Source organism: Leisingera sp. NJS201 (assembly GCF_004535885.1).
GTDB lineage: Bacteria > Pseudomonadota > Alphaproteobacteria > Rhodobacterales > Rhodobacteraceae > Leisingera.
The window spans coordinates 1734019-1754173 of sequence record NZ_CP038234.1 but is presented as its reverse complement, the minus strand read 5'-3'; the positions used below and the strand labels follow the sequence as shown (position 1 = coordinate 1754173).

Sequence of the window (20155 nt, the reverse complement as noted above, 5' to 3'; positions counted from 1 at the left end):
TCCCTTCCAGCCTCAACAGGGAGACAAAAACATGAGCAAAATGGAAGAATACGACGGCCCGATCCTTGAGATTGACAAGCTGTCGATCTCCTTCTTCACCCGCCTGCGCGAGATTCCAGCGGTGATGGACTTTTCCGTAGCCGTGCAACCGGGTGAAGCTGTCGGGCTGGTCGGCGAGTCCGGCTGCGGCAAATCCACTGTGGCGCTGGGGGTTATGCAGGACCTCGGCAAGAACGGCCGCGTTGTCGGCGGCACCATCAAGTTCAAGGGCCGCGACCTGGCCGAGATGAGCGCCGAAGAACTGCGCGACATCCGCGGCAACGAGATCGCGATGATCTATCAGGAGCCGATGGCCTCGCTCAACCCGGCGATGAAAATCGGCAAACAGCTGATGGAAGTGCCGATGATCCACGAGGGCGTCAGCGAGAAGGAAGCCTACAACCGGGCGATGGAAGTGGTGACCGACGTGCGCCTGCCCGACCCGGAGCGGATGCTGAACTCCTTCCCGCACCAGCTGTCGGGCGGCCAGCAGCAGCGCATCGTGATTGCGATGGCGCTGATGTCGAAACCGTCGCTGCTGATCCTGGATGAACCCACTACCGCGCTCGACGTGACGGTTGAGGCTGCGGTGGTTGAGCTGGTGAAGGATCTGGGTAAGAAATACGGCACCTCGATGCTGTTCATCTCACACAACCTCGGCCTGGTGCTGGAAACCTGCGACCGCCTCTGCGTGATGTATTCCGGCGAAGCGGTTGAGCGCGGCTCGATCGCGGATGTGTTCGATGAAATGCAGCACCCCTATACCCAGGCGCTGTTCCGCTCAATCCCGCTGCCGGGTGCCGACAAGAACTCGCGCCCGCTGGTGGCCATTCCCGGCAACTTCCCCCTGCCCCACGAACGGCCCAATGGCTGCAACTTCGGGCCGCGTTGCGACTACTTTGAACAAGGCCGCTGCGATCAGGAAATGATTATCCCGATGTCGCCGGTGCATGGCAACGACCGCCATGAAACCCGCTGTCTGAAGTTTCAGGAAATCGACTGGAACGCCCCGATCACCTTGGCTGAGACGAAGGAAAAAACCGCGCCTGGCAAGGTTGTTCTCAAGATGGAAAACCTCAAGAAATACTACGAGGTCGCAGCCAACGCCCTGTTCGGGGCGGCGAGAAGAAGGTGGTAAAAGCCAACGAAACGCTTAGCTTCGAGGCCCGCGAATCTGAAACATTGGCCATCGTCGGCGAATCCGGCTGCGGCAAGTCCACCTTTGCCAAAGTGCTGATGGGCCTGGAAACCGCAACCGAAGGCCAGATCCTGCTGGACAATCAGAACATCGAACAGATCCCGATCGAGGAGCGCGACACCAGGACCGTCTCGGACGTGCAAATGGTGTTCCAGAACCCCTTCGACACGCTGAACCCGTCAATGTCGGTTGGCCGCCAGATCATACGGGCGCTGGAAATCTTCGGCATCGGCAACTCTGAAGCCGAGCGCAAAAAGCGGATGCTGGAGCTTTTGGACCTGGTAAAGCTGCCCGCGCCTTTGCCGACCGGATGCCGCGGCAGCTGTCCGGCGGCCAGAAGCAGCGCGTGGGCATCGCCCGCGCCTTTGCCGGCGGTGCACGTATTGTGGTGGCGGACGAACCCGTCTCGGCGTTGGATGTGTCGGTGCAGGCGGCGGTGACCGACCTCTTGATGGAGATCCAGCGCAAGGAGAAAACCACGCTGCTGTTTATCTCCCATGATTTGTCGATCGTGCGCTACCTCAGCGACCGGGTGATGGTGATGTATCTCGGCCATGTGGTGGAACTGGGCGACACCGATCAGGTGTTCTCGCCGCCCTACCACCCCTACACCGAAGCACTGTTGAGCGCGGTTCCGATCGCCGACACCTCGATCGAGAAAGAGCACATCGTGCTGGAGGGCGACATCCCTTCGGCGATGAACCCGCCCCCGGGCTGCCCGTTCCAGACCCGTTGCCGCTGGAAGTCCGAAGTGCCTGGAGGCCTGTGCGATAAGGAAGTGCCGCCTGTGCGCCAGTTGGAAGACGGCCATCAGATCAAATGCCACCTTAGCGACGAGGTGCTGGAGCGCATGACACCTGTGATCAAAATCGCAGCGGAGTGAAGGCAACTCACACGAAACCAAACGGGCCGGAAAATTCCCCGGCCCGTTGTTGTTTCCGCTGCTAGCCGCCGTGCAGCGTGTGGTCCCAGTTTTCCCATTCAGCGATCCATTCATCGCCGCCTAAGGATACTTTTAATGGCTCCAGCTGTGCAGAAAAGGACTTCCATTTGTCCAGCGCTGCGGTGTTGATCTTCTTACGGACCTGAACTAACGAAGCAGTAACCACAGCCTTGCTGGACTTTTCCGGGGACAAACAGCTTTCCTCCCACTCCAGCCCCGAATGCTCCAGAAGCCGGGCGATCTGCGGCTGTGGGTCGCTAACTAGCGCGCAGTAGGACTGCGCCCTGAACTGGTCGCCAAGCTTGTCCTGATAGTCCCAAGCAGAGTCATAGACCAGCCGGGTCATCTCGCCCAGCCAATCCATTCGTCGGGTAAACGCATTGCCCCGAGCAAAATCTGCCATGATATTGGATAGGCCAGTATCCAACGGGTGGCGGGACATGAACACAAACCGCGCGTCCGGCAGCAGATGCTGCGCCAACCCCAGCGCAAGGCAGTTGAGCGGCATCTTGTCAACAATCACTGGTGCTTCTGAAGACCGTGCATGGAACGCCCGCTGGAAATAGAGCTGCCGGAAGGACTCGCGTTCTTGCGGCTCCAACAGGCCAGCCCAGTCCCAGTACCCCTGCCCCAGCCCACGCGAAATGCACTGCGCGCGAACCGCATACAATGTTTGCTTCAGCGCTTCGCTTTCGCCGATGCTGTCTACTTTGCTGTGCCGAAGCAAAATATTCTCGACCAAAGTGGTTCCGCTTCTCGGCAGGCCGCAGACAAAGATGACGCGTGGACCAGTGGAGTCTCCCTCTGTATGAGTAAAAGGTTGGAACCGCTGTTTCTGATCCTGAACCCTTGCTCGCGTTCCTACGGCATCAAATTCCCCGTCCCCAGCTTCTTGGACTTCAGAAAATGGAAGAAGGCGCGCGAAGAATTGCCAGCCTTTGCTTCGATATTTCCTATCGCATTGTGCGCCATCCGGCGCTCCTTGGCCGCTAGCTTGCGATTTTTCGAAAGCTCTTTGAGACGCCGGGTGTTAGTGCTCTGGACTGCAAAGGGCTCTAGCCTATTGAGTGACACCAGCGCACCAACATGCTTTGGATTGATCCTCAAAGCACTCTTCAGATCACCAATTGCCTGCTCTATTTGACCGGCGGTCTGACGCATCGCTGCGAGCTTTGCCCAGGCCGCCCCCATATCAGGCCAGTTTCCTGTAATGAACTCCAGCAAAGAAATAGCCGTCGGCGCATCCCCCAACGCATGATAGCAAACCGCCGCGCGGTCCAGAACGCCCGCATTTATCCCACCGCTTTTAAGCACAGGCAGCAGGACCTGCAGGGCCTGGGCAAAATCCTTCTGCTCGATCAGCCGATCAGCGTGCGCCAGATCGGTTTCCGATGCTTCCGAAGTGCATTGAAAATTCGACCCTTGGAGTGTCATTCTGGTTCCCTTCTGAAACATGGTCATCATCAAGATAGCAATATTCAGATGAACCAGCCGTTAAGCGACAGGCACGAACCGCGGCAACCCTGCCGCATTCCAGCGCCCCAAGAACGTTTTCTTTATTTCTGCGCCAAATTTCAACAGATCTGGCCATTTGCCTTTCACCAGAGCACGGCGCCTGTCCCCCACTCCCACAGGGGCCGTCTTGTTCAGCTGAGCAGCACCACCACGATCATCAGCAGGTTCATCGAGGCGAACTGCATCAGCCGCGGCGCCTCATTTCCTTTGGCCGCAGCCATCAGGGCAGCCGTTACCGAAGCGGCCAGACCAGCCAGCGCCAGGCTGCCGCCGATTGCACCGGCAAGGCCGGTTTCCGGTCCCCAAGGAGATCCGGCCAAAGACATTCCCTTGAGGCCGGTGCCGATCAAAATACCAACAATGGCGCCGACCAGGCTCAGCACAGCACTGCGCGGCTGCCGGGGCAGACGGCTGGCCAGGACACTGTCGATCATATGACGCGTCGGGACCGCGCTCGGCTGCCAGTCAATCCGGTTGATCCGCTCATCAAAGCTGTTGGTGTACAAGTCATTCCCTCCAGAACTTGAGGGAAGATTCACAAAAATTTAAGGCAAATGCGTGACACTAGCGCGGAGTTAACGGGGCATTAAGGGAACTTACCCACAGGTTAATGAAACTGCGCGTCAGCTGCCCCAGATCTTCTTTACATAGTTCTGGGTTTCCTTATAGGGCGGCACCCCTCCGTATTTCTTCACCGCGTCCGGACCCGCGTTATAAGCCGCCAATGCCAGCCGCCAGGACCCGAATTTGCGGAACTGCCGCGCCAGATACCTCGCGCCGCCCTCCAGGTTCTGCTGCGGCACCGCGGGGTTGACCCCCAGCGCCCGTGCGGTTGCAGGCATCAGCTGTGCCAGGCCCAACGCGCCTTTGTGCGATTTGGCGTTCGGGTTCCAATTGCTTTCCTGCTGCACCAGGCGCAGGAACAGATCTTCTGGCACACCGTGCTGACGCGCCGCGTCCCGCGCCAGCTGCAGATACTGGCCGCGGTACTTGCCGCTGTAGGGCAGCGTGCCCGCGGCTGAAGGGATCTGATATGTCTTGGGCTGCAGCCGGGATGAGTTCTTGTACTGGGTGGCAGCGCGGCCATCCAGCAACCTGGTGTGGGCGGAAAACAAATCCCGCCGGTTCTTGGTGCTCAATACATCGGCGGCGGCAGGCTGCCCTGCCCCGACCATGGCAATCACCAACCCCGCAACGGCTTTGCGCATTTCCGCTGTCCCAACACTGTCCCACTTTGCGCAAATATAACCAATACAGAAGAAATTTAAAGCAACACCGGCGCAATCCGTCATCATTGCAGCGCAAACTCCTGCAAAATCATCCCCAGAGAGCTGCTTTCCTCACCTTGCACAGGTCTGTACTGTGCCAATCAAGCAGCCCGGACGGATTCGCGCCGGACCGGTGCTGGACAGGACATTCAGGAATAAAAGGACGGAACCCTATGGCCGGCTCTCTTAACAAAGTCATGCTCATCGGCAATCTGGGCCGCGACCCGGAGGTGCGCAGCTTCCAGAACGGCGGTAAAGTTTGCAACCTGCGCATTGCTACCTCGGAAAACTGGAAAGACCGTAACACCGGTGAACGCCGCGAGCGGACTGAGTGGCACTCTGTGGCCATTTTCAGCGAAGGTCTTGTGCGCGTTGCCGAGCAGTATCTGCGCAAAGGCTCCAAGGTCTATATCGAAGGCCAGCTGCAGACCCGCAAATGGCAGGACCAAAGCGGTCAGGACCGGTATTCGACCGAAATCGTCCTGCAAGGCTTCGGCTCCACCCTGACCATGCTTGACGGCCGCGGTGAAGGCGGCGGCGGCCAAGACGGTGGCGGCGGCGGCGGTTATGGCGGCGGCAGCCAGGGCGGCGGTTACGGCGGCGGTTATGACAGCGGCCAGCAAGGCGGCGGCAGCGGTGGTGGCGGCGGCGGCAATTTCGGCGGCGGCGCGTCCCATAACATCGACGACGACGAGATCCCGTTCTAACGGGCTATGCTCTGGGAATGTGAAGTTCCTCCGCTTTAGCAACAAAAGCAAAGGGTTGGCATTTGCCAGCCCTTTCACGTTAGGACACCACTGTTTCGTATTTCCCTTTTCATGGAGATGTGAACAATCACCATGACGATCCGCAGTTTGCCCTGAGCACTGGACCAACCACTTCCTTGCTTGTCGCACAAGATGGCAAGCCATTGATCGCACCAACAGTCTACATCGCTGCCTTTGTGGACCTGCCACGGTTTGATGCCGCTCCTTAGACAACATTTATTGCATCAAAAAAGACGAACTCTGGGTTCGAAACGGACGGACTTATTCCGCCGGATGAGGTGCCTATTGCACTGACCAGCGGGCTGCCACGCCTGCCGGTAGTGCAAGAATCGCCTGCCGGGCAGCGCGGCACACGCAAATACCATGATGCAATCGCCGCGCGAGACATCCATGCTGTCATACCGCCTCGAAAAAAGTGCCAAGCCTTGGAAGCCCGCGAGCGCCGGAATCTTCACCTGAAACGAGGCGGTACATGCATCGCGATACCTTGACCGCGCCCTATGACGGCGATGGAGCGGATATCACCGCCGCAGGCCGCATCGGGGATATGAGCCGGGCCGGAAAACGACCCGGGCGATCGTCTCCCGCCGATTGGACGGCTGCATCAAGCAGCTCAGTAAATCTGCCATGGCCAATCCGTCATGGCGGGAGATATTCAGCGGCAGGTTGCAGACATTCACATCCGCATTGCCGTGCTAAACCGCAAGACCGCGCTTGGCCTACCTGTCACAGAACTTGTAGAAAAAGTCTGTCCGGGAACAGGGAAAGCAAGGCTGCACAATCAGGCGCTGCGCCGCCGCCTGCCAAGCCGGTCTGTATCGGTGTGTCCTGAGCGCCCGTCCTTATCCCGCCAAGGACGGCAGGTAGAGAACAATTCCCGGGAAGGCGACCAGCAGCGCAATTGTCACGGCGTCGGCAATGAAAAACGGGGTCACGCCCTTGAACACATCCTGCACGCTCAGATCATCGCGCACGCCGGCCACCACAAAACAATTCAGCCCGATCGGCGGGGTGATCAGGCAGAATTCGGCCATCTTCACCACCAGGATGCCGAACCAGATCGCGCACATGGTGCCGCTCATGCCAAAGGCGCTGTCTGCGGCCGCCACGCTCTCGCCGCCGTTCAGCGCCATCACCGCCGGATAGACCACCGGCAGCGTCAGCAGCAGCATCCCGATGGCATCCATGAACATGCCCAGCACCGCATAGGCCAGCAGGATGCAGATCAGGATCACCATCGGGCTCATCTCCAGCGCAGTGATCCAGTCGGAGAACGCCCCCGGCAAGTCCGCGAAGCCGAGGAAACGCACATAGATCAGCACCCCCCAGATGATGGTGAAGATCATCACGGTGAGCTTGGCGGTTTCCAGCAGCGCCGACTTCAGCTCGGCCCATTTCATACCCTTCAGGACGGCCATGCAGAACACCACAAAGGCCCCCAGCGCGCCGCCCTCGGTCGGCGTGCCCCAGGCGTCGCCGCCAAAGGGGTTGTAGACAAAGCAGATGATGATCACGACGACAAAGATGATCGGCAGCGCACCGGGCAATGCGGCAAAGCGCTGGCCCCATGTAAAGCCTCTGACCGGCGGGCCGACGGATTTGAAGATCACTGCGATGCCGACAATCAGGAGACCATAAACCAACGCCGAGAAGGCGCCGGGAATAAACCCTGCCAGCAGCAGCTTGCCCACGTCCTGTTCGACAATGATGGCGTAAATCACCAGGATTGCCGAAGGCGGGATCAGCGAGGCCAGTGTACCGCCAGCGGCCACAACACCGGCCGCGAATTGTTTGTTATAGCCGATCTTCAGCATTTCAGGGATGGCGATACGGGCAAAGACGGCAGAGGTCGCCACGCTGGCACCCGACACGGCAGCAAAGCCTGCGGTGGCAAACACGGTGGAGACCGCCAACCCGCCCGGCAGCCAGGCGATCCAGCGCTTGGCGGCCTCGAACAAGGCGCGGGTCAGGCCAGCATAATAGGCCAGATAGCCGATCAGGATGAAGGTGGGGATCAGCGACAGCGCCTGTGACGACACTTTGGAGTGCGGTACCTGCCCTGCGATCTTTACCGAAACGGTCAGAGCCTTGCCAAACCGCGCCGGGTCATAGCCGAATTTGGCCCAGAAGATCCAGATCAGGCCGATAAGGCCCGCAAGACCGGCGGCAAAGGCCACCCGCATCCCCAGCACAACCATGGCCAGCAGGCCGCCGGTGACCCACAGGCCGATTTCAATGGGTTCCATCTGCCTTACCCCTGCCCGCTGCCATTGGTGTCATGGCCTGCCAATTGATCCGCCTCTGCCGCCGCCTGTTCCGCTGCGCTGAGCACCAGCGGCACCGCCACAGGCGTTTCCAGCCCCAGCACCAGCGCCCGGCCATAGCCCCAGATCTGCAGTATCAGCCGCAGCCCCAGAACTGCAAAGGCCACCGGCGCCAGCAATTTCGCAGGCCAGATCGGAATGCCAATGTCGATAGAGCTGTCACGGCTCCACCAGGGGGCGGCAAAATCAAAGGAACGCAGGAAATGCGACCAACTGCCCCAGACCAGCGCCAGGATCAGCAGCAGGATCAGCAGGACCGAGATCAGCTCAAACAGCCACATGGCCCGGCCCCGCAGGGCACCGACAACAATATCCATACGGATGTGGCCGCCGTCGCGCTGCACATAGGCAATGCCCATGAAGGCGATCAACGGCATGATCTGTTCGATCCAGTCCACATAGCCGGGCAGCGGCGCGTTCATCGCATTGCGTCCGCCAACCGAGACCACCGCCAGGATCATCAGGGAAAACACCGCGATGCCGCTCAAAAGCGCCAGCAGGCGCTCCGCTTTCACTAACCGCTGGTCCAGCCTGCTGATCAAGCTGCCGTCCTCCAGCACTGCTGCGCTGCCTGCCATGCCCGCCCCCGTCTCTATGTACAATCAAAGACAAAAGGGGCCGGACCTGATGCAGCCCGGCCCCTTTTGTGTTGTGTCAGGATCAGCTGCCCGAACGGTGATCGCTGAGGGTCTTTTGCACCAGGTCATAAAGCTCCTGCGCCGGAAGGCCCTGCGCGCTCATGTCCTCGATCCACTGGGCGCGGATCGGGTCGGCAGCGACCTTGCGGAACTCGGCCAGCTGGTCGTCGGAGATGGTGACTTTCTCGACGCCTTTCTCGGCCAGTACGCCGTCCCATTTCTCCAGCAGTGCCCCGTAATTGGCCAGGTAGTGGCCGATCGCCTCCTCGACCGAGCTGTCGAGCGCTTCGCGTTCAGCGTCGCTGAGGGCGTCATAGGCATCGGTGTTGACCACCACCGGGCAGTTCACGGTGCCGGGGTTCAGGTTTGCGGTCCACCAGTCTGCGCGGTTGATGGTGCCAAAGGCCAGATGCGCGTGCTGGGCAAAGGCGACCGTGTCCACAACGCCGGATTCCATCGCGTTATACGCTTCGGTTGCCGTCACCGAGGTCGGCACCGCACCAACGGCCGAGAACGCCTTGCCGATGCCGCCGGTGGCGCGCACGCGCATATCCTTGAACTCACCCAGCTCATCACGCGGCTCACCTGTGCCGACGATATTGTACTGCGGCATCGGCGAGGTCATCAGCAGCTTGGCATTCCAGCGTGCCAGATCCGCCTGCACCGCCGGGTGTGCGTAGACCGCATTGGCCACAGCCACTTCTTCGTCCAGCGTGTTCACGCCCAGAAACGGCAATTCCAGCACGGTGATCGACGGGTTCTTGTCGCGGTGGTAGCCGGCACAGAACTGCGCCATCTCAAACGCGCCAATAGAGATCCCGTCAAGGTTCTCCTTGTTCTTCGAAAGCCCGCCATAGCTGATGTTCAGGGTAAATTCGCCGCCGGTCTTTTCGCTGACCAGCTCAGCCAGTTTTTCAACATGCTCGGTGAACGCCCGGCGCTTGCCCCACAGGGACACGTTCCACTCGGTCGCGGCGGCCTCGCCTGCCATCGCAATGCCCGCGGTTGCCGCCACAGCGGCGGTCAGAATTCTGTTCATAATGTAACTCTCCCGAATTGCGCCCTTTTCGATCCGGCATCTGACCGGAGTGGTGCGCTTGACGGTCAGGCTAGCGGCACAGATACGCTCTGCCAAGCCCCCGGAGGGAAAGGTGACGCAGCGACTCGCAGCGCGGTGAAACAGTGGTTCCCAGCTCATGCCGGCACAATTTGCCGCAGGTGCAAAGCCGCCGGAAGCTGCGGCAGTACGCCGCTGCCAGGTAGATAACGGGGACGGAAGCCGTAAACGGCCAATGGTGGAATTTACAGAAAAGCTTATGAAAACATGCGGTGGTATGCGTTTGCATGCGCTATCATTTACAAGAACCTCTGAAGGCCTGAAATTCGTTTACAGATAAACTCTTTGATATCGGTGTTTTATTCACAAATTTTCAATCTGCGGTATTATCTAGCCCCAGGAGGAAACGGTTTGACAGCCACGGCACAGCGTTGTCGTTTGTCTTGCCAATAAAATTTCTGGGAGGAAACCGAATGAACGCGTTGCACGCAGACGCTGTCTATCCGCCGTCCGACGAAACCGTTGCCCGCGCGCATGTGAATGCCGCCAAATATCAGGAAATGTATGACGCCTCGCTGACTGACCCGGACGGGTTCTGGGGCGAACAGGGCAAGCGCATCGACTGGATCAAGCCTTTCACCCAGGTGAAAGATGTGAACTACAGCTTCGGCAACGTCTCGATCAACTGGTACGCCGACGGCACCCTGAACGTTTCTGCCAACTGTATCGACCGTCATCTGGAAACACGCGGCGACCAGACCGCAATCATCTGGGAACCGGACAGCCCCGAAGAAGAAGCCCAGCACATCACCTATAAGGAGCTGCACCGCCGCACCTGCCGGATGGCCAACATTCTGGAATCGATGGGTGTACGCAAAGGCGACCGGGTGGTGATCTACCTGCCAATGATCCCCGAAGCAGCCTATGCGATGCTGGCCTGTGCCCGGATCGGTGCCATTCATTCGATCGTGTTTGCCGGCTTCTCCCCCGACGCGCTGGCGGCCAGGATCAACGGCTGCGACGCCAAGGTTGTGATCACCGCCGACGAGGCTCCCCGCGGCGGCCGCAAGACGGCGCTGAAGTCCAACGCCGATGCCGCGCTGCTGCACACCAAGGACAGCGTGAAATGCCTGGTGGTCAAGCGCACCGGCGGCCAGACCACCTGGGTTGACGGGCGCGACTACGACTACAACGAGATGGCGCTGGAAGCGGATGACTACTGCGCTCCGGCCGAAGTAAACGCCGAAGATCCGCTGTTCATCCTCTACACCTCCGGCTCCACCGGCCAGCCCAAGGGTGTTGTGCATACCTCCGGCGGCTATCTGGCCTATGCCGCGATGACGCATGAGATCACATTCGATTACCACGATGGCGACGTCTACTGGTGCACCGCGGATGTGGGCTGGGTGACCGGCCACAGCTATATCGTCTATGGGCCGCTGGCCAATGGCGCCACCACGCTGATGTTCGAAGGCGTGCCGACCTACCCCGATGCCAGCCGCTTCTGGCAGGTCTGCGAAAAGCACAAGGTGAACCAGTTCTACACCGCCCCCACCGCGCTGCGCGCCCTGATGGGCCAGGGCAACGAATGGGTCGAGAAATGCGACCTGTCCTCCCTGCGCACCCTCGGCACCGTGGGCGAGCCGATCAACCCCGAAGCCTGGAACTGGTACAACGAGGTTGTCGGCGGCGGCAAATGCCCGATCGTCGACACCTGGTGGCAGACCGAGACCGGCGGCCACCTGATGACCCCGCTGCCGGGTGCGCATACGATGAAACCGGGCGCGGCGATGAAGCCCTTCTTCGGCATCCAGCCGGTGGTTCTGGACCCGCAATCGGGCGTCGAGATCGAGGGTAACGGCGTCGAGGGCGTGCTGTGCATCAAGGACAGCTGGCCGGGCCAGATGCGCACCGTCTGGGGTGACCACGAGCGCTTCGAGAAAACCTATTTCTCCGACTACAAGGGCTACTACTTCACCGGCGACGGCTGCCGCCGCGACGAGGATGGCGATTACTGGATCACAGGCCGCGTTGACGACGTGATCAACGTCTCCGGTCACCGCATGGGCACCGCCGAGGTCGAAAGCGCACTGGTGGCCCACGCCGCCGTGGCAGAGGCCGCCGTGGTCGGCTACCCGCATGAGATCAAGGGCCAGGGCATCTATTGCTATGTCACCCTGATGAACGACCGCGAGCCGTCGGACGAGCTGCTGAAGGAGCTGCGCACCTGGGTGCGGACCGAGATTGGCCCGATTGCCTCGCCGGATGTCATTCAATGGGCACCGGGCCTGCCGAAAACCCGTTCCGGCAAGATCATGCGCCGCATCCTGCGCAAGATTGCCGAGAATGACTTTGGCAGCCTGGGCGACACCTCGACCCTCGCCGATCCGTCGGTGGTCGATGACCTGATCCAAAACCGTGCGAACAAGGGGTGATTGACCAATGAATATGGCAGTTCTAACCCGTCCCGCCGTTCTGATCCTGCTGGGCCCTCCGGGCGCCGGCAAGGGCACCCAGGCGCGGATGCTTGAGGAAAAATTCGGCTATGTGCAGCTGTCGACCGGTGATTTGCTGCGCGAAGCGGTTGCCGCGGGCACCCCGGCAGGCCTGGCAGCCAAGGCCGTGATGGAAGCAGGGCAGCTGGTCAGCGACGAGATCGTGATCAACATCCTGCGCGACCGTCTGGCAGAGCCGGATTGCACTAAGGGCGTGATCCTCGACGGCTTCCCTCGCACCACCGTGCAGGCCGCAGCACTGGACGAGCTGCTGGCGGAAACCGGCCAGAAGATCAACGCCGCGATCAGCCTTGAGGTGGATGACGCCGCCATGGTGACACGGATCTCGGGCCGCTACACCTGCGGCGGCTGCGGCGAGGGCTATCACGACAGTTTCAAGCAGCCCGCCGAAGCCGGGAAATGCGACAAATGCGGCAACACCGAAATGAAACGCCGCGCCGACGACAACGCGGAAACCGTTGCCAGCCGTCTGGAAGCCTATCACGCGCAAACCGCGCCGCTGATTGACTATTACGGCGGCAAGGACGTGCTGCAGACAACTAATGCCATGGGCGATATCGCGGATATTGCCCGGGACATGGCGGCCATCGTGACCGAGGCCACCGCCTAACAAACAAGAAACGGGGCCTGCGTCAAACCCGCAGGACCCCGTCTTCCGGACATATGAATACCCGAAGGCACCGCCTTGGCGGACCAGAGGAATTATGCCTGCACGCCCGTGAACCCGGCGGCAGGCAAACGGAGAGAGTCTGCCCGGCGCCCCGTGCGCAAAGCAGCTCAGGAGGAAGAAGGAGGAGCCGCTCATGGCGGACCAAACCACAAATGCGGCAAAAACCGCCGAGGCCGATAAAGGCTATTGGGCGGCGAACGTGCGCATCATTCTTGTCAGCCTGGTGATCTGGGCTGTTGTTTCATTCGGCTTCGGCATTCTGCTGCGCCCTGCCCTGTCGGGCATCAGCGTCGGCGGCGCCGATCTTGGCTTCTGGTTCGCCCAGCAAGGCTCGATCCTGGTGTTCCTGGGGCTGATCTTTTTCTACGCGTTCCGGATGAACAAGCTGGACCGCGAATACGGCGTGGAGGAAGAATAAGATGGACCAGTTTACCATCAACCTGCTGTTTGTGGGCGCGTCCTTTGCGCTGTACATCGGCATCGCGATCTGGGCCCGCGCGGGTTCCACATCTGAATTCTATGCCGCCGGCCGGGGTGTTCACCCTGTAACCAACGGCATGGCCACTGCAGCCGACTGGATGTCGGCAGCCTCGTTCATCTCGATGGCGGGCCTCATTGCCTTTACCGGCTATGATAACTCCACCTTCCTGATGGGCTGGACCGGCGGCTATGTGCTGCTGGCGCTGCTGCTTGCCCCCTACCTGCGCAAGTTCGGCAAGTTCACCGTGTCCGAGTTCATCGGCGACCGGTTTTATTCCCCGACCGCGCGCATCGTGGCAGTGATCTGCCTGATTGTGGCCTCGACCACTTACGTGATCGGCCAGATGACCGGCGTCGGCGTCGCCTTTGGCCGCTTCCTGGAGGTCTCCAACACCACCGGCCTGCTGATCGGCGCCTGCGTTGTGTTCGCCTACGCCGTGTTCGGCGGCATGAAAGGCGTGACCTACACCCAGGTGGCGCAATACTGCGTGCTGATCATGGCCTATACTATCCCGGCCATCTTCATCTCGCTGCAGCTGACCGGCAATCCGGTTCCGGCACTGGGCCTGTTCGGCGATCACGCCGCATCCGGTGAACCGCTGCTGGCCAAGCTGGACGCCATTGTCCGCGAGCTGGGCTTTAATGAGTACACCGCGCATCATTCCGACACTTTCAACATGGTGCTGTTCACCCTGTCGCTGATGATCGGCACCGCGGGCCTGCCCCACGTGATCATGCGCTTCTTCACCGTGCCCAAAGTGGCTGATGCCCGCTGGTCGGCCGGCTGGGCGCTGGTGTTCATTGCCCTTCTGTACCTGACCGCACCGGCAGTTGGCGCCATGGCGCGTCTGAACATCACCGAGATGATGTGGCCCAATGGCGGCATTGAAGGCGGTGCTGTGACCGTCCAGCAGATCGAAAACGATCCGCAGTACGACTGGATGGCGACCTGGCAGAAAACCGGCCTGCTGGCCTGGGAAGACAAGAACGGCGACGGTGCGATCCAGTACTACAACGACAAATCCGAAGACCTGCAGGCAACTGCTGCGGCCAATGGCTGGGCCGGAAATGAGCTGACCAAGTTCAACCGTGACATCCTGGTTCTGGCCAACCCGGAAATCGCCAACCTGCCCAGCTGGGTGATCGGTCTGGTTGCTGCCGGCGGTCTTGCGGCTGCGCTGTCGACCGCGGCGGGCTTGCTGCTGGCAATCTCGTCTGCGGTATCGCACGACCTGATCAAAGGCTCGATCAACCCGCAGATTTCGGAAAAGAATGAGCTGCTGTCGGCCCGTATCGCCATGGGTGTGGCCATCGCGGTGGCCACCTATCTGGGCCTCAACCCTCCCGGCTTTGCCGCGCAGACCGTGGCGCTGGCCTTTGGCCTCGCAGCAGCCTCGATCTTCCCGGCGCTGATGATGGGCATCTTCACCAAGGTGAACAACAAGGGCGCCGTGGCCGGCATGCTGGCGGGTCTGGGTGTGACCCTGGTCTACATCTTCCTGCACAAAGGCTGGCTGTTCATCCCGGACACCAACTCCTTCACCGACGCAGACCCGCTGCTGGGCACCATCAAATCCACCTCCTTTGGTGCGGTTGGCGCGATGGTGAACTTTGCAGTCGCCTTCATCGTGTCGAAATCGACCGCAGCGATCCCCGCCGAGATCGAAGAGCTGGTGGAAAGCGTCCGCATCCCGCGCGGTGCCGGAGTTGCGCAGGACCACTGAACCTCCCCTGGGCGGGCTGCCCTGCAGCCCGCCTTTTTCCTCATGGTCCCGTCCGGTTCTTACTGGCGGGGCCATTTTTTTCCTGATTTCATGCAGGTATGCCCATGCCCCTATCTGACGCCGCCTTGCTCCGCTTTCTGACTTCGGTTCACCCTTATGATAGCCTGGAGCCCGCGCTGCTGCAGGATCTGGCCTTCAAGTTCCAACAGATCGAGGCCGCCGCAGGCGATCCCGTCTATGCGCTGAACGAAGAGCTGGAAGGCCTTTACCTGGTCCACACCGGCGAAGTCGAAGTGACGGATGAAAACGGTATTCCCGTCTCGATCCTCGGCCCGCGCAATTCCTTCGGCGAGCGCGGGCTGACCCGCAGCGGCCGGGCGGTGACCTCAGCCCAGGCCACCACAGAGACGCTGCTGCTGTTGCTGCCCAAGGCAAAATTCCACGCCCTGATGGCAGATCAGCCGCAAGTCGCCAAATTCTTCGATCGCCGCCGCCCCGGCGCACAGGAGACCAGCAACCTGGCCACCACCCGCGTCGAGGCAATCATGGCGCGGGCGCCAGTCACCTGCTCCAACGGTATTACCTGCCAAAGTGCGGCACAGCTGATGCGCGACCACTTCATCTCCTCAGTCTGCGTGACCGACGGGGACAGGCTGCAAGGCATCCTCACCACGCGCGACCTGACCGGCAAGATCCTTGCCGCGGGCAAACCCATCTCCACCCCGGTCTGTAACGCGATGACCCCGGACCCGCTGACGCTGGCGCCCTCTGCCATCGGCTCGGATGTGCTGCACATGATGATGGAACACGGCATCGGCCATGTCCCGGTGGTTGAGGCCGGAAAGCTGGTCGGGATCGTCACCCAGACCGACCTCACCCGGTTTCAGGCGGTCAGCTCAGGCGAGATGGTCTCAAGCATCGCCCGTGCCGGAAATGCCGAAGACATGGCCAAGGTCACCGCTGAAATCCCGCGGCTTCTGCTGCAACTGGTCGCAAGCGGCAACCGGCATGAGGTGGCGACCCGGCTGATCACCGACATCGCCGACACCGTGACCCGCCGCCTGCTGGCGCTGGCCGAAGACACGCTGGGGCCTCCGCCTGTCCCCTACCTGTGGCTGGCCTGCGGTTCACAAGGCAGGCGCGAGCAGACCGGGGTGTCGGATCAGGACAACTGCCTGATCCTGTCCGACGATCTGGCGCCCGGCGATGAGACCTATTTCGAAGCGCTGGCCCGGTTTGTCTGCGATGGGCTGAACACCTGCGGTTACGTCTACTGCCCCGGCGACATGATGGCATCGAATGCGCGCTGGCGTCAGCCCATGCGCGTCTGGCGTGACTATTTCCGCGGCTGGATCGCCAAGCCGGTTCCAGAGGCGCAGATGCTGGCCTCGGTGATGTTTGACCTGCGCCCGATCGGCGGCGAGGCTGCGCTGTTCGAGGATCTGCAACAGGAGACCCTGAAGGCGGCCGGCGGCAATACGATCTTTACAGCACATATGATCGCCAACTCGCTGAAGCACACGCCGCCCTTGGGCCTGTTGCGCGGGCTGGCCACCATCCGCTCGGGCGAGCACCGAAACACCCTGGACATGAAACACAACGGCGTGGTGCCGGTGGTGGATCTGGGCCGGATCTATGCGCTGCAAGGCCGGCTGGACGCGGTCAACACCCGCGCCCGGCTGGAGGCGGCAGAGACCGCAGGGGGTCTCAGCCCTTCCGGCGCGCGCGACCTGCTGGACGCTTACGACCTGATCGCCCAGACCCGGCTGGAGCATCAGGCGGCACAAATCCGCAGCGGTCAGGCTCCGGACAACTATCTGGCGCCCTCGGATCTGTCGGATTTTGAGCGAAGTCATCTGCGGGACGCCTTTGTTGTGGTAAAGACCATGCAATCGGCGGCAGGCCACGGCAAAGCCATGCTAAGCTGACGATTGTGCCTGCGGAGAGCGCGGGAGCCTCCGGCGGGAGTATTTTGAGAAAGATGAAAGGGCCGGAGGCCCGCTGGGAGAGCATATGTTTCTGGAACTGATTGCGGTGATTTTTGCGGGTATTGCCGCCGCGGGTGTGGTGATGCTGCTGGGCAAGTTCCTGGGCGGGCGGCTGCCGCGCTGGCTGGCGCCGGTGGCGGCAGGGCTGGCAATGATCGCAGCCACCATTGCCTCGGAATACGGCTGGTACCCGCGCACGGCTGCGGCCCTGCCCGAGGGGCTGGTCATCGCGGACACGGTGGAAAACCAAAGCTTTTACCGGCCCTGGACCTATGCCGTGCCCTATGTCGACCGCTTTGCCGCATTGGATACCGCGACGATGAAAACCCATGCGGATCATCCGCAGATCTATCTTGGTGAACTGTACTTCTTTGGCCGCTGGGCCCCGGTCAGCAAATTGCCGGTCTGGCTGGACTGCGGCAGCGGCCGGCGGGCGCTGGCGGCTGGTGATGCGGGTTTTGCCGGCGGTCTTCCTGAAAACCTGGATTGGGTCGGCGGCGGCGGCGATGACCCGATCCTGGCAACTGCCTGCGGAGGGTAAAAAATGCTGGCACGCCTCAGCCTGCGTTTGCGGATTTTCCTGTTCTTCTGCCTGCTGGCGCTTGGCAGCATTTTTGTCACCGGCGGCGCCTTGTGGCTTGGCTACAACCGGGCAGATCAACCTCTGCTGGCGGATGCCTTTGTCTTTTCGGGCCTGCTCAGCACATTCGCCATCCTTGGTCTCAGTGCTGCGGTCTGGCTGTTGTTTGACGAAAATGTCGCCAAGCCGATAGAGCGGCTGGCGGCGGGCATGCGCGCCCGCGCCCATGCCGGCGTGACCAAGGAATTGGACACCCGCGGCGCGCGGTACCTGGGCGATCTGGCAGCTGCCGCCGAGGGGCTGGCCGGGCAGTTGGGGGACTCGGCGCTGTCCGCGGCTGAGGCCATCGCCCGCGAAACCGAGCACCTGGAAGCCGAGAAGTCCCGCCTTGCGGCGCTGCTGACCGACATTCCCATTGCCACCGTCATGGCAAACCCCGCTCATCAGATCGTGCTTTATGACGGTCAGGCCGCCGCGGTTCTGGCGCAGGAAGCTCCGCCGCGGCTGAACGCGCCGCTGTCCGATTATCTGAACCTCACCGGGCTGGAGGCCGCCTATGGCCGGCTGGTGCGCAGCGGGCTGGAGGTCAAAGCCGAAGTCAAAAGCGCAAGCGGCACCCAGGTGTTCGATCTGCGGCTGAAACCCTTGGGCGGCGCGCCGGGCTATATCATCCTGTTCGAGGGCAGCCATGCCGGTCTTGAACCTGAAGACGCGCGGCCGCTGGTCTATGATTTTGCACTGCTGGAAACCGATCACGCCGGGCTGGACAGCCGCAAACTCAGCCACCTCAGCTATGTGGTGTTTGATACCGAAACCACCGGTCTCTTGCCGCATAAGGACGAGATCGTGCAGATCGGCGCGCTGCGGATGGTGCGCGGCCGCATCATCGGCAGCGAGACCTTTGAAACCCTGGTCGATCCGGGCCGGCCGATCCCGGCGGCCTCGACCAGGGTGCATGGGGTCAGCGACGCCATGGTGCAGGGCGCGCCGGACATTGCCGAAGCTGCCCGTGCCTTTCACCGCTTTGCCTCGGACGCCGTGATCGTGGCCCACAATGCGCCCTTTGACATGGCCTTTCTGCACCGCCATGCCAAACGCACCGGCGTCAGCTGGGATCAGCCGGTTCTGGATACGGTACTGCTCAGCGCGGTGCTGTTCGGCGCCTCGCAGAACCACACGCTGGACGCGTTGTGCGAACGGCTGGACGTCACCATCCCGCCTGCTTTGCGCCATACCGCCATGGGCGATGCCCGCGCCACAGCTGAGGTGTTCAGCAAAATGCTGGCGATGCTGGAGGCCCGCGGTCTCAGCACCTTTGGCGCGGTGCTGGAACAGACCCGCAAACACGGGCGCCTCATTGAAGACATGAACTAGGTAGACAATCGCCCCTATGCGTGGCAGGTCACTGCCCGGAACGGATAAAAGGCGCGCGACATGGCCGAAACCAGCTTTATCCCCGGGCCCGAGACCGCCCGGGATTACCGCGATGCGCTCGGCTGCTTTGGCACCGGGGTGACTGTTGTCACCACCATGACAGCGCGCGGCCCCCTGGCCATTACGGTCAATAGCTTTACCTCCGTGTCGCTGGATCCGCCGCTCTTGCTTTGGTGCCCGGCCAAAGCGTCCCTGCGCCATGATGCATTTGTTATGGCTGAGAATTTCGCCATTCACGTGATGGCAGAGGATCAGCTGGGCCTGGCCAAGCACTTCGCGGCCCGCGGCGAAGATTTCAGCGCTGCAGCATGGCAACTCAACGATCAGGGGGCGCCGGCGCTGGACGGGGTGATTGCCCGGTTTGATTGCCGCCGCTTTGCCGCCCATCTGGCGGGTGACCACACCATCATCATAGGCGAAGCGGCCAGCGTCACCACCCGTCCCGGCAAGGGGCTGATCTTCAAGCGCGGCCAGTATGGCGGGTTCCTGGAGCAAAGCTGAACAGCGCAATCTCAGGCCAGGCCGCCTAGCCCCGGGCTTGCCCCAAGGCCTGCACCGCGGCGCTGGCGCTGCCCAGAACTGCAATCTCCTCTACCAATCCAGGGGTTCCTGCCTCTTCTGCATCTTGACCCGCCAGCAGATGCGGCAGCACGGCAGACGCGGACAGATCCATACCCGGTTCCATGCTGAGCGCCCGCTGCGGACAGATCGAAATGCACAAGCCGCATTGAAAACACAAGGATTCAACAAAGCTCAGTGCGCCGCCGTCTTCCGTCAGGCTCAAGGCATCCGACGGGCAAACCCAGACACAGCTGCTGCACTGATTGCACAGGTCTTCGTCCAAGCTGACGGAACCGTATGGCGCCTGTTCCGGCAAGGCGACATGGTCCGCACTGGGTGGCAGAAGCGCTGCGGCGCTGGCCCTTGCGGTGTCCCTGCGGCTGCCAACCGCCAATATGTCCGGTGCGACCGAGGGAAACGGGAAAATGCCTGCCGCCAGCCGCATTGCCAGGG

The 20155-nt window shown here is 61.4% G+C and carries 17 protein-coding genes and 2 pseudogenes; 11 read left to right on the top strand and 8 right to left on the bottom strand.

Going from position 1 to position 20155, the window contains the following annotated elements; translation table 11 throughout:
- The first annotated feature begins 31 nt into the window (after positions 1-31).
- A pseudogene (locus tag ETW23_RS08705) lies at positions 32-2120 on the top strand (dipeptide ABC transporter ATP-binding protein).
- Positions 2121-2181: 61 nt separating this feature from the next.
- Here the strand turns inward: ETW23_RS08705 and ETW23_RS08700 are convergent.
- The 4 genes from ETW23_RS08700 to ETW23_RS08685 all read right to left on the bottom strand — a co-directional run bounded on the left by ETW23_RS08700 (position 2182) and on the right by ETW23_RS08685 (position 4903).
- A complete protein-coding gene (locus tag ETW23_RS08700; RefSeq protein WP_167738104.1) occupies positions 2182-2922 on the bottom strand; it encodes a sulfotransferase in 741 nt (246 codons plus the stop codon).
- Between the two features lie 119 nt (positions 2923-3041).
- Positions 3042-3614, bottom strand: coding sequence for a hypothetical protein (locus tag ETW23_RS08695; protein ID WP_167738103.1), 573 nt, complete (start codon positions 3612-3614; stop codon positions 3042-3044).
- Positions 3615-3826: 212 nt separating this feature from the next.
- Positions 3827-4201 carry a hypothetical protein gene (locus ETW23_RS08690; RefSeq protein ID WP_134829762.1) on the bottom strand — a complete coding sequence of 125 codons (375 nt, stop codon included), beginning with the start codon at positions 4199-4201 and terminating at the stop codon, positions 3827-3829.
- Between the two features lie 117 nt (positions 4202-4318).
- Positions 4319-4903, bottom strand: a complete 585-nt coding sequence (locus ETW23_RS08685; protein ID WP_129370683.1) for a lytic transglycosylase domain-containing protein — start codon at positions 4901-4903, stop codon at positions 4319-4321.
- A gap of 233 nt (positions 4904-5136) precedes the next feature.
- Between ETW23_RS08685 and ssb the strand changes: the two genes are divergently transcribed.
- Both ssb and ETW23_RS25870 read left to right on the top strand, forming a co-directional pair.
- A complete protein-coding gene (gene ssb, locus ETW23_RS08680) occupies positions 5137-5670 on the top strand; it encodes a single-stranded DNA-binding protein (protein WP_129370682.1) in 534 nt (177 codons plus the stop codon).
- Between the two features lie 410 nt (positions 5671-6080).
- Positions 6081-6470, top strand: a pseudogene (locus ETW23_RS25870) (hypothetical protein); the annotation flags it as partial.
- 102 nt (positions 6471-6572) lie between these two features.
- Here the strand turns inward: ETW23_RS25870 and ETW23_RS08675 are convergent.
- The 3 genes from ETW23_RS08675 to ETW23_RS08665 all read right to left on the bottom strand — a co-directional run bounded on the left by ETW23_RS08675 (position 6573) and on the right by ETW23_RS08665 (position 9731).
- On the bottom strand, positions 6573-7976 hold the full coding sequence (locus tag ETW23_RS08675) for a TRAP transporter large permease (protein WP_129370680.1): 1404 nt from the start codon (positions 7974-7976) through the stop codon (positions 6573-6575).
- 5 nt (positions 7977-7981) lie between these two features.
- Positions 7982-8632 carry a TRAP transporter small permease subunit gene (locus tag ETW23_RS08670; RefSeq protein ID WP_129370679.1) on the bottom strand — a complete coding sequence of 217 codons (651 nt, stop codon included), beginning with the start codon at positions 8630-8632 and terminating at the stop codon, positions 7982-7984.
- Between the two features lie 82 nt (positions 8633-8714).
- Positions 8715-9731, bottom strand: a complete 1017-nt coding sequence (locus tag ETW23_RS08665; RefSeq protein ID WP_129370678.1) for a C4-dicarboxylate TRAP transporter substrate-binding protein — start codon at positions 9729-9731, stop codon at positions 8715-8717.
- A gap of 491 nt (positions 9732-10222) precedes the next feature.
- Between ETW23_RS08665 and acs the strand changes: the two genes are divergently transcribed.
- The 8 genes from acs (at position 10223) to ETW23_RS08625 (ending at position 19642) form a co-directional block, all read left to right on the top strand.
- Complete coding sequence (gene acs / locus ETW23_RS08660) at positions 10223-12184, top strand: acetate--CoA ligase (RefSeq protein ID WP_134829761.1); 1962 nt, start codon at positions 10223-10225, stop codon at positions 12182-12184.
- Between the two features lie 7 nt (positions 12185-12191).
- The gene (locus ETW23_RS08655; RefSeq protein WP_129370676.1) at positions 12192-12875 is read left to right on the top strand and encodes an adenylate kinase; all 684 of its coding nucleotides are present in this window, start codon (positions 12192-12194) and stop codon (positions 12873-12875) included.
- Positions 12876-13068: 193 nt separating this feature from the next.
- On the top strand, positions 13069-13353 hold the full coding sequence (locus ETW23_RS08650; protein ID WP_129370675.1) for a DUF4212 domain-containing protein: 285 nt from the start codon (positions 13069-13071) through the stop codon (positions 13351-13353).
- Position 13354: 1 nt separating this feature from the next.
- Positions 13355-15139, top strand: a complete 1785-nt coding sequence (locus ETW23_RS08645) for a sodium:solute symporter family protein (RefSeq protein ID WP_134829760.1) — start codon at positions 13355-13357, stop codon at positions 15137-15139.
- 104 nt (positions 15140-15243) lie between these two features.
- Complete coding sequence (locus tag ETW23_RS08640) at positions 15244-17067, top strand: DUF294 nucleotidyltransferase-like domain-containing protein (protein ID WP_134829759.1); 1824 nt, start codon at positions 15244-15246, stop codon at positions 17065-17067.
- Positions 17068-17152: 85 nt separating this feature from the next.
- Entirely contained in the window at positions 17153-17668 is a 516-nt protein-coding gene (locus ETW23_RS08635; protein ID WP_129370672.1) for a hypothetical protein, read from the top strand.
- 3 nt (positions 17669-17671) lie between these two features.
- On the top strand, positions 17672-19081 hold the full coding sequence (locus tag ETW23_RS08630) for a 3'-5' exonuclease (protein WP_134829758.1): 1410 nt from the start codon (positions 17672-17674) through the stop codon (positions 19079-19081).
- A 60-nt stretch (positions 19082-19141) separates the two neighbouring features.
- On the top strand, positions 19142-19642 hold the full coding sequence (locus tag ETW23_RS08625) for a flavin reductase family protein (RefSeq protein WP_129370670.1): 501 nt from the start codon (positions 19142-19144) through the stop codon (positions 19640-19642).
- Between the two features lie 25 nt (positions 19643-19667).
- Here ETW23_RS08625 and ETW23_RS25865 read toward each other — a convergent pair whose 3' ends face one another.
- On the bottom strand, positions 19668-20147 hold the full coding sequence (locus tag ETW23_RS25865) for an ATP-binding protein (RefSeq protein WP_254695179.1): 480 nt from the start codon (positions 20145-20147) through the stop codon (positions 19668-19670).
- Between the last annotated feature and the right edge of the window lie 8 nt (positions 20148-20155).

Coding starts and splice junctions, on each gene's coding strand:
- ETW23_RS08695 (WP_167738103.1), bottom strand. CDS start 3,614: ATGACACTCCAAGGGTCGAATTTTCAATGCACTTCGGAAGCATCGGAA.
- ETW23_RS08685 (WP_129370683.1), bottom strand. CDS start 4,903: ATGCGCAAAGCCGTTGCGGGGTTGGTGATTGCCATGGTCGGGGCAGGG.
- ssb (WP_129370682.1), top strand. CDS start 5,137: ATGGCCGGCTCTCTTAACAAAGTCATGCTCATCGGCAATCTGGGCCGC.
- ETW23_RS08675 (WP_129370680.1), bottom strand. CDS start 7,976: ATGGAACCCATTGAAATCGGCCTGTGGGTCACCGGCGGCCTGCTGGCC.
- ETW23_RS08670 (WP_129370679.1), bottom strand. CDS start 8,632: ATGGCAGGCAGCGCAGCAGTGCTGGAGGACGGCAGCTTGATCAGCAGG.
- ETW23_RS08665 (WP_129370678.1), bottom strand. CDS start 9,731: ATGAACAGAATTCTGACCGCCGCTGTGGCGGCAACCGCGGGCATTGCG.
- acs (WP_134829761.1), top strand. CDS start 10,223: ATGAACGCGTTGCACGCAGACGCTGTCTATCCGCCGTCCGACGAAACC.
- ETW23_RS08655 (WP_129370676.1), top strand. CDS start 12,192: ATGAATATGGCAGTTCTAACCCGTCCCGCCGTTCTGATCCTGCTGGGC.
- ETW23_RS08650 (WP_129370675.1), top strand. CDS start 13,069: ATGGCGGACCAAACCACAAATGCGGCAAAAACCGCCGAGGCCGATAAA.
- ETW23_RS08645 (WP_134829760.1), top strand. CDS start 13,355: ATGGACCAGTTTACCATCAACCTGCTGTTTGTGGGCGCGTCCTTTGCG.
- ETW23_RS08640 (WP_134829759.1), top strand. CDS start 15,244: ATGCCCCTATCTGACGCCGCCTTGCTCCGCTTTCTGACTTCGGTTCAC.
- ETW23_RS08635 (WP_129370672.1), top strand. CDS start 17,153: ATGTTTCTGGAACTGATTGCGGTGATTTTTGCGGGTATTGCCGCCGCG.
- ETW23_RS08630 (WP_134829758.1), top strand. CDS start 17,672: ATGCTGGCACGCCTCAGCCTGCGTTTGCGGATTTTCCTGTTCTTCTGC.
- ETW23_RS08625 (WP_129370670.1), top strand. CDS start 19,142: ATGGCCGAAACCAGCTTTATCCCCGGGCCCGAGACCGCCCGGGATTAC.
- ETW23_RS25865 (WP_254695179.1), bottom strand. CDS start 20,147: ATGCGGCTGGCGGCAGGCATTTTCCCGTTTCCCTCGGTCGCACCGGAC.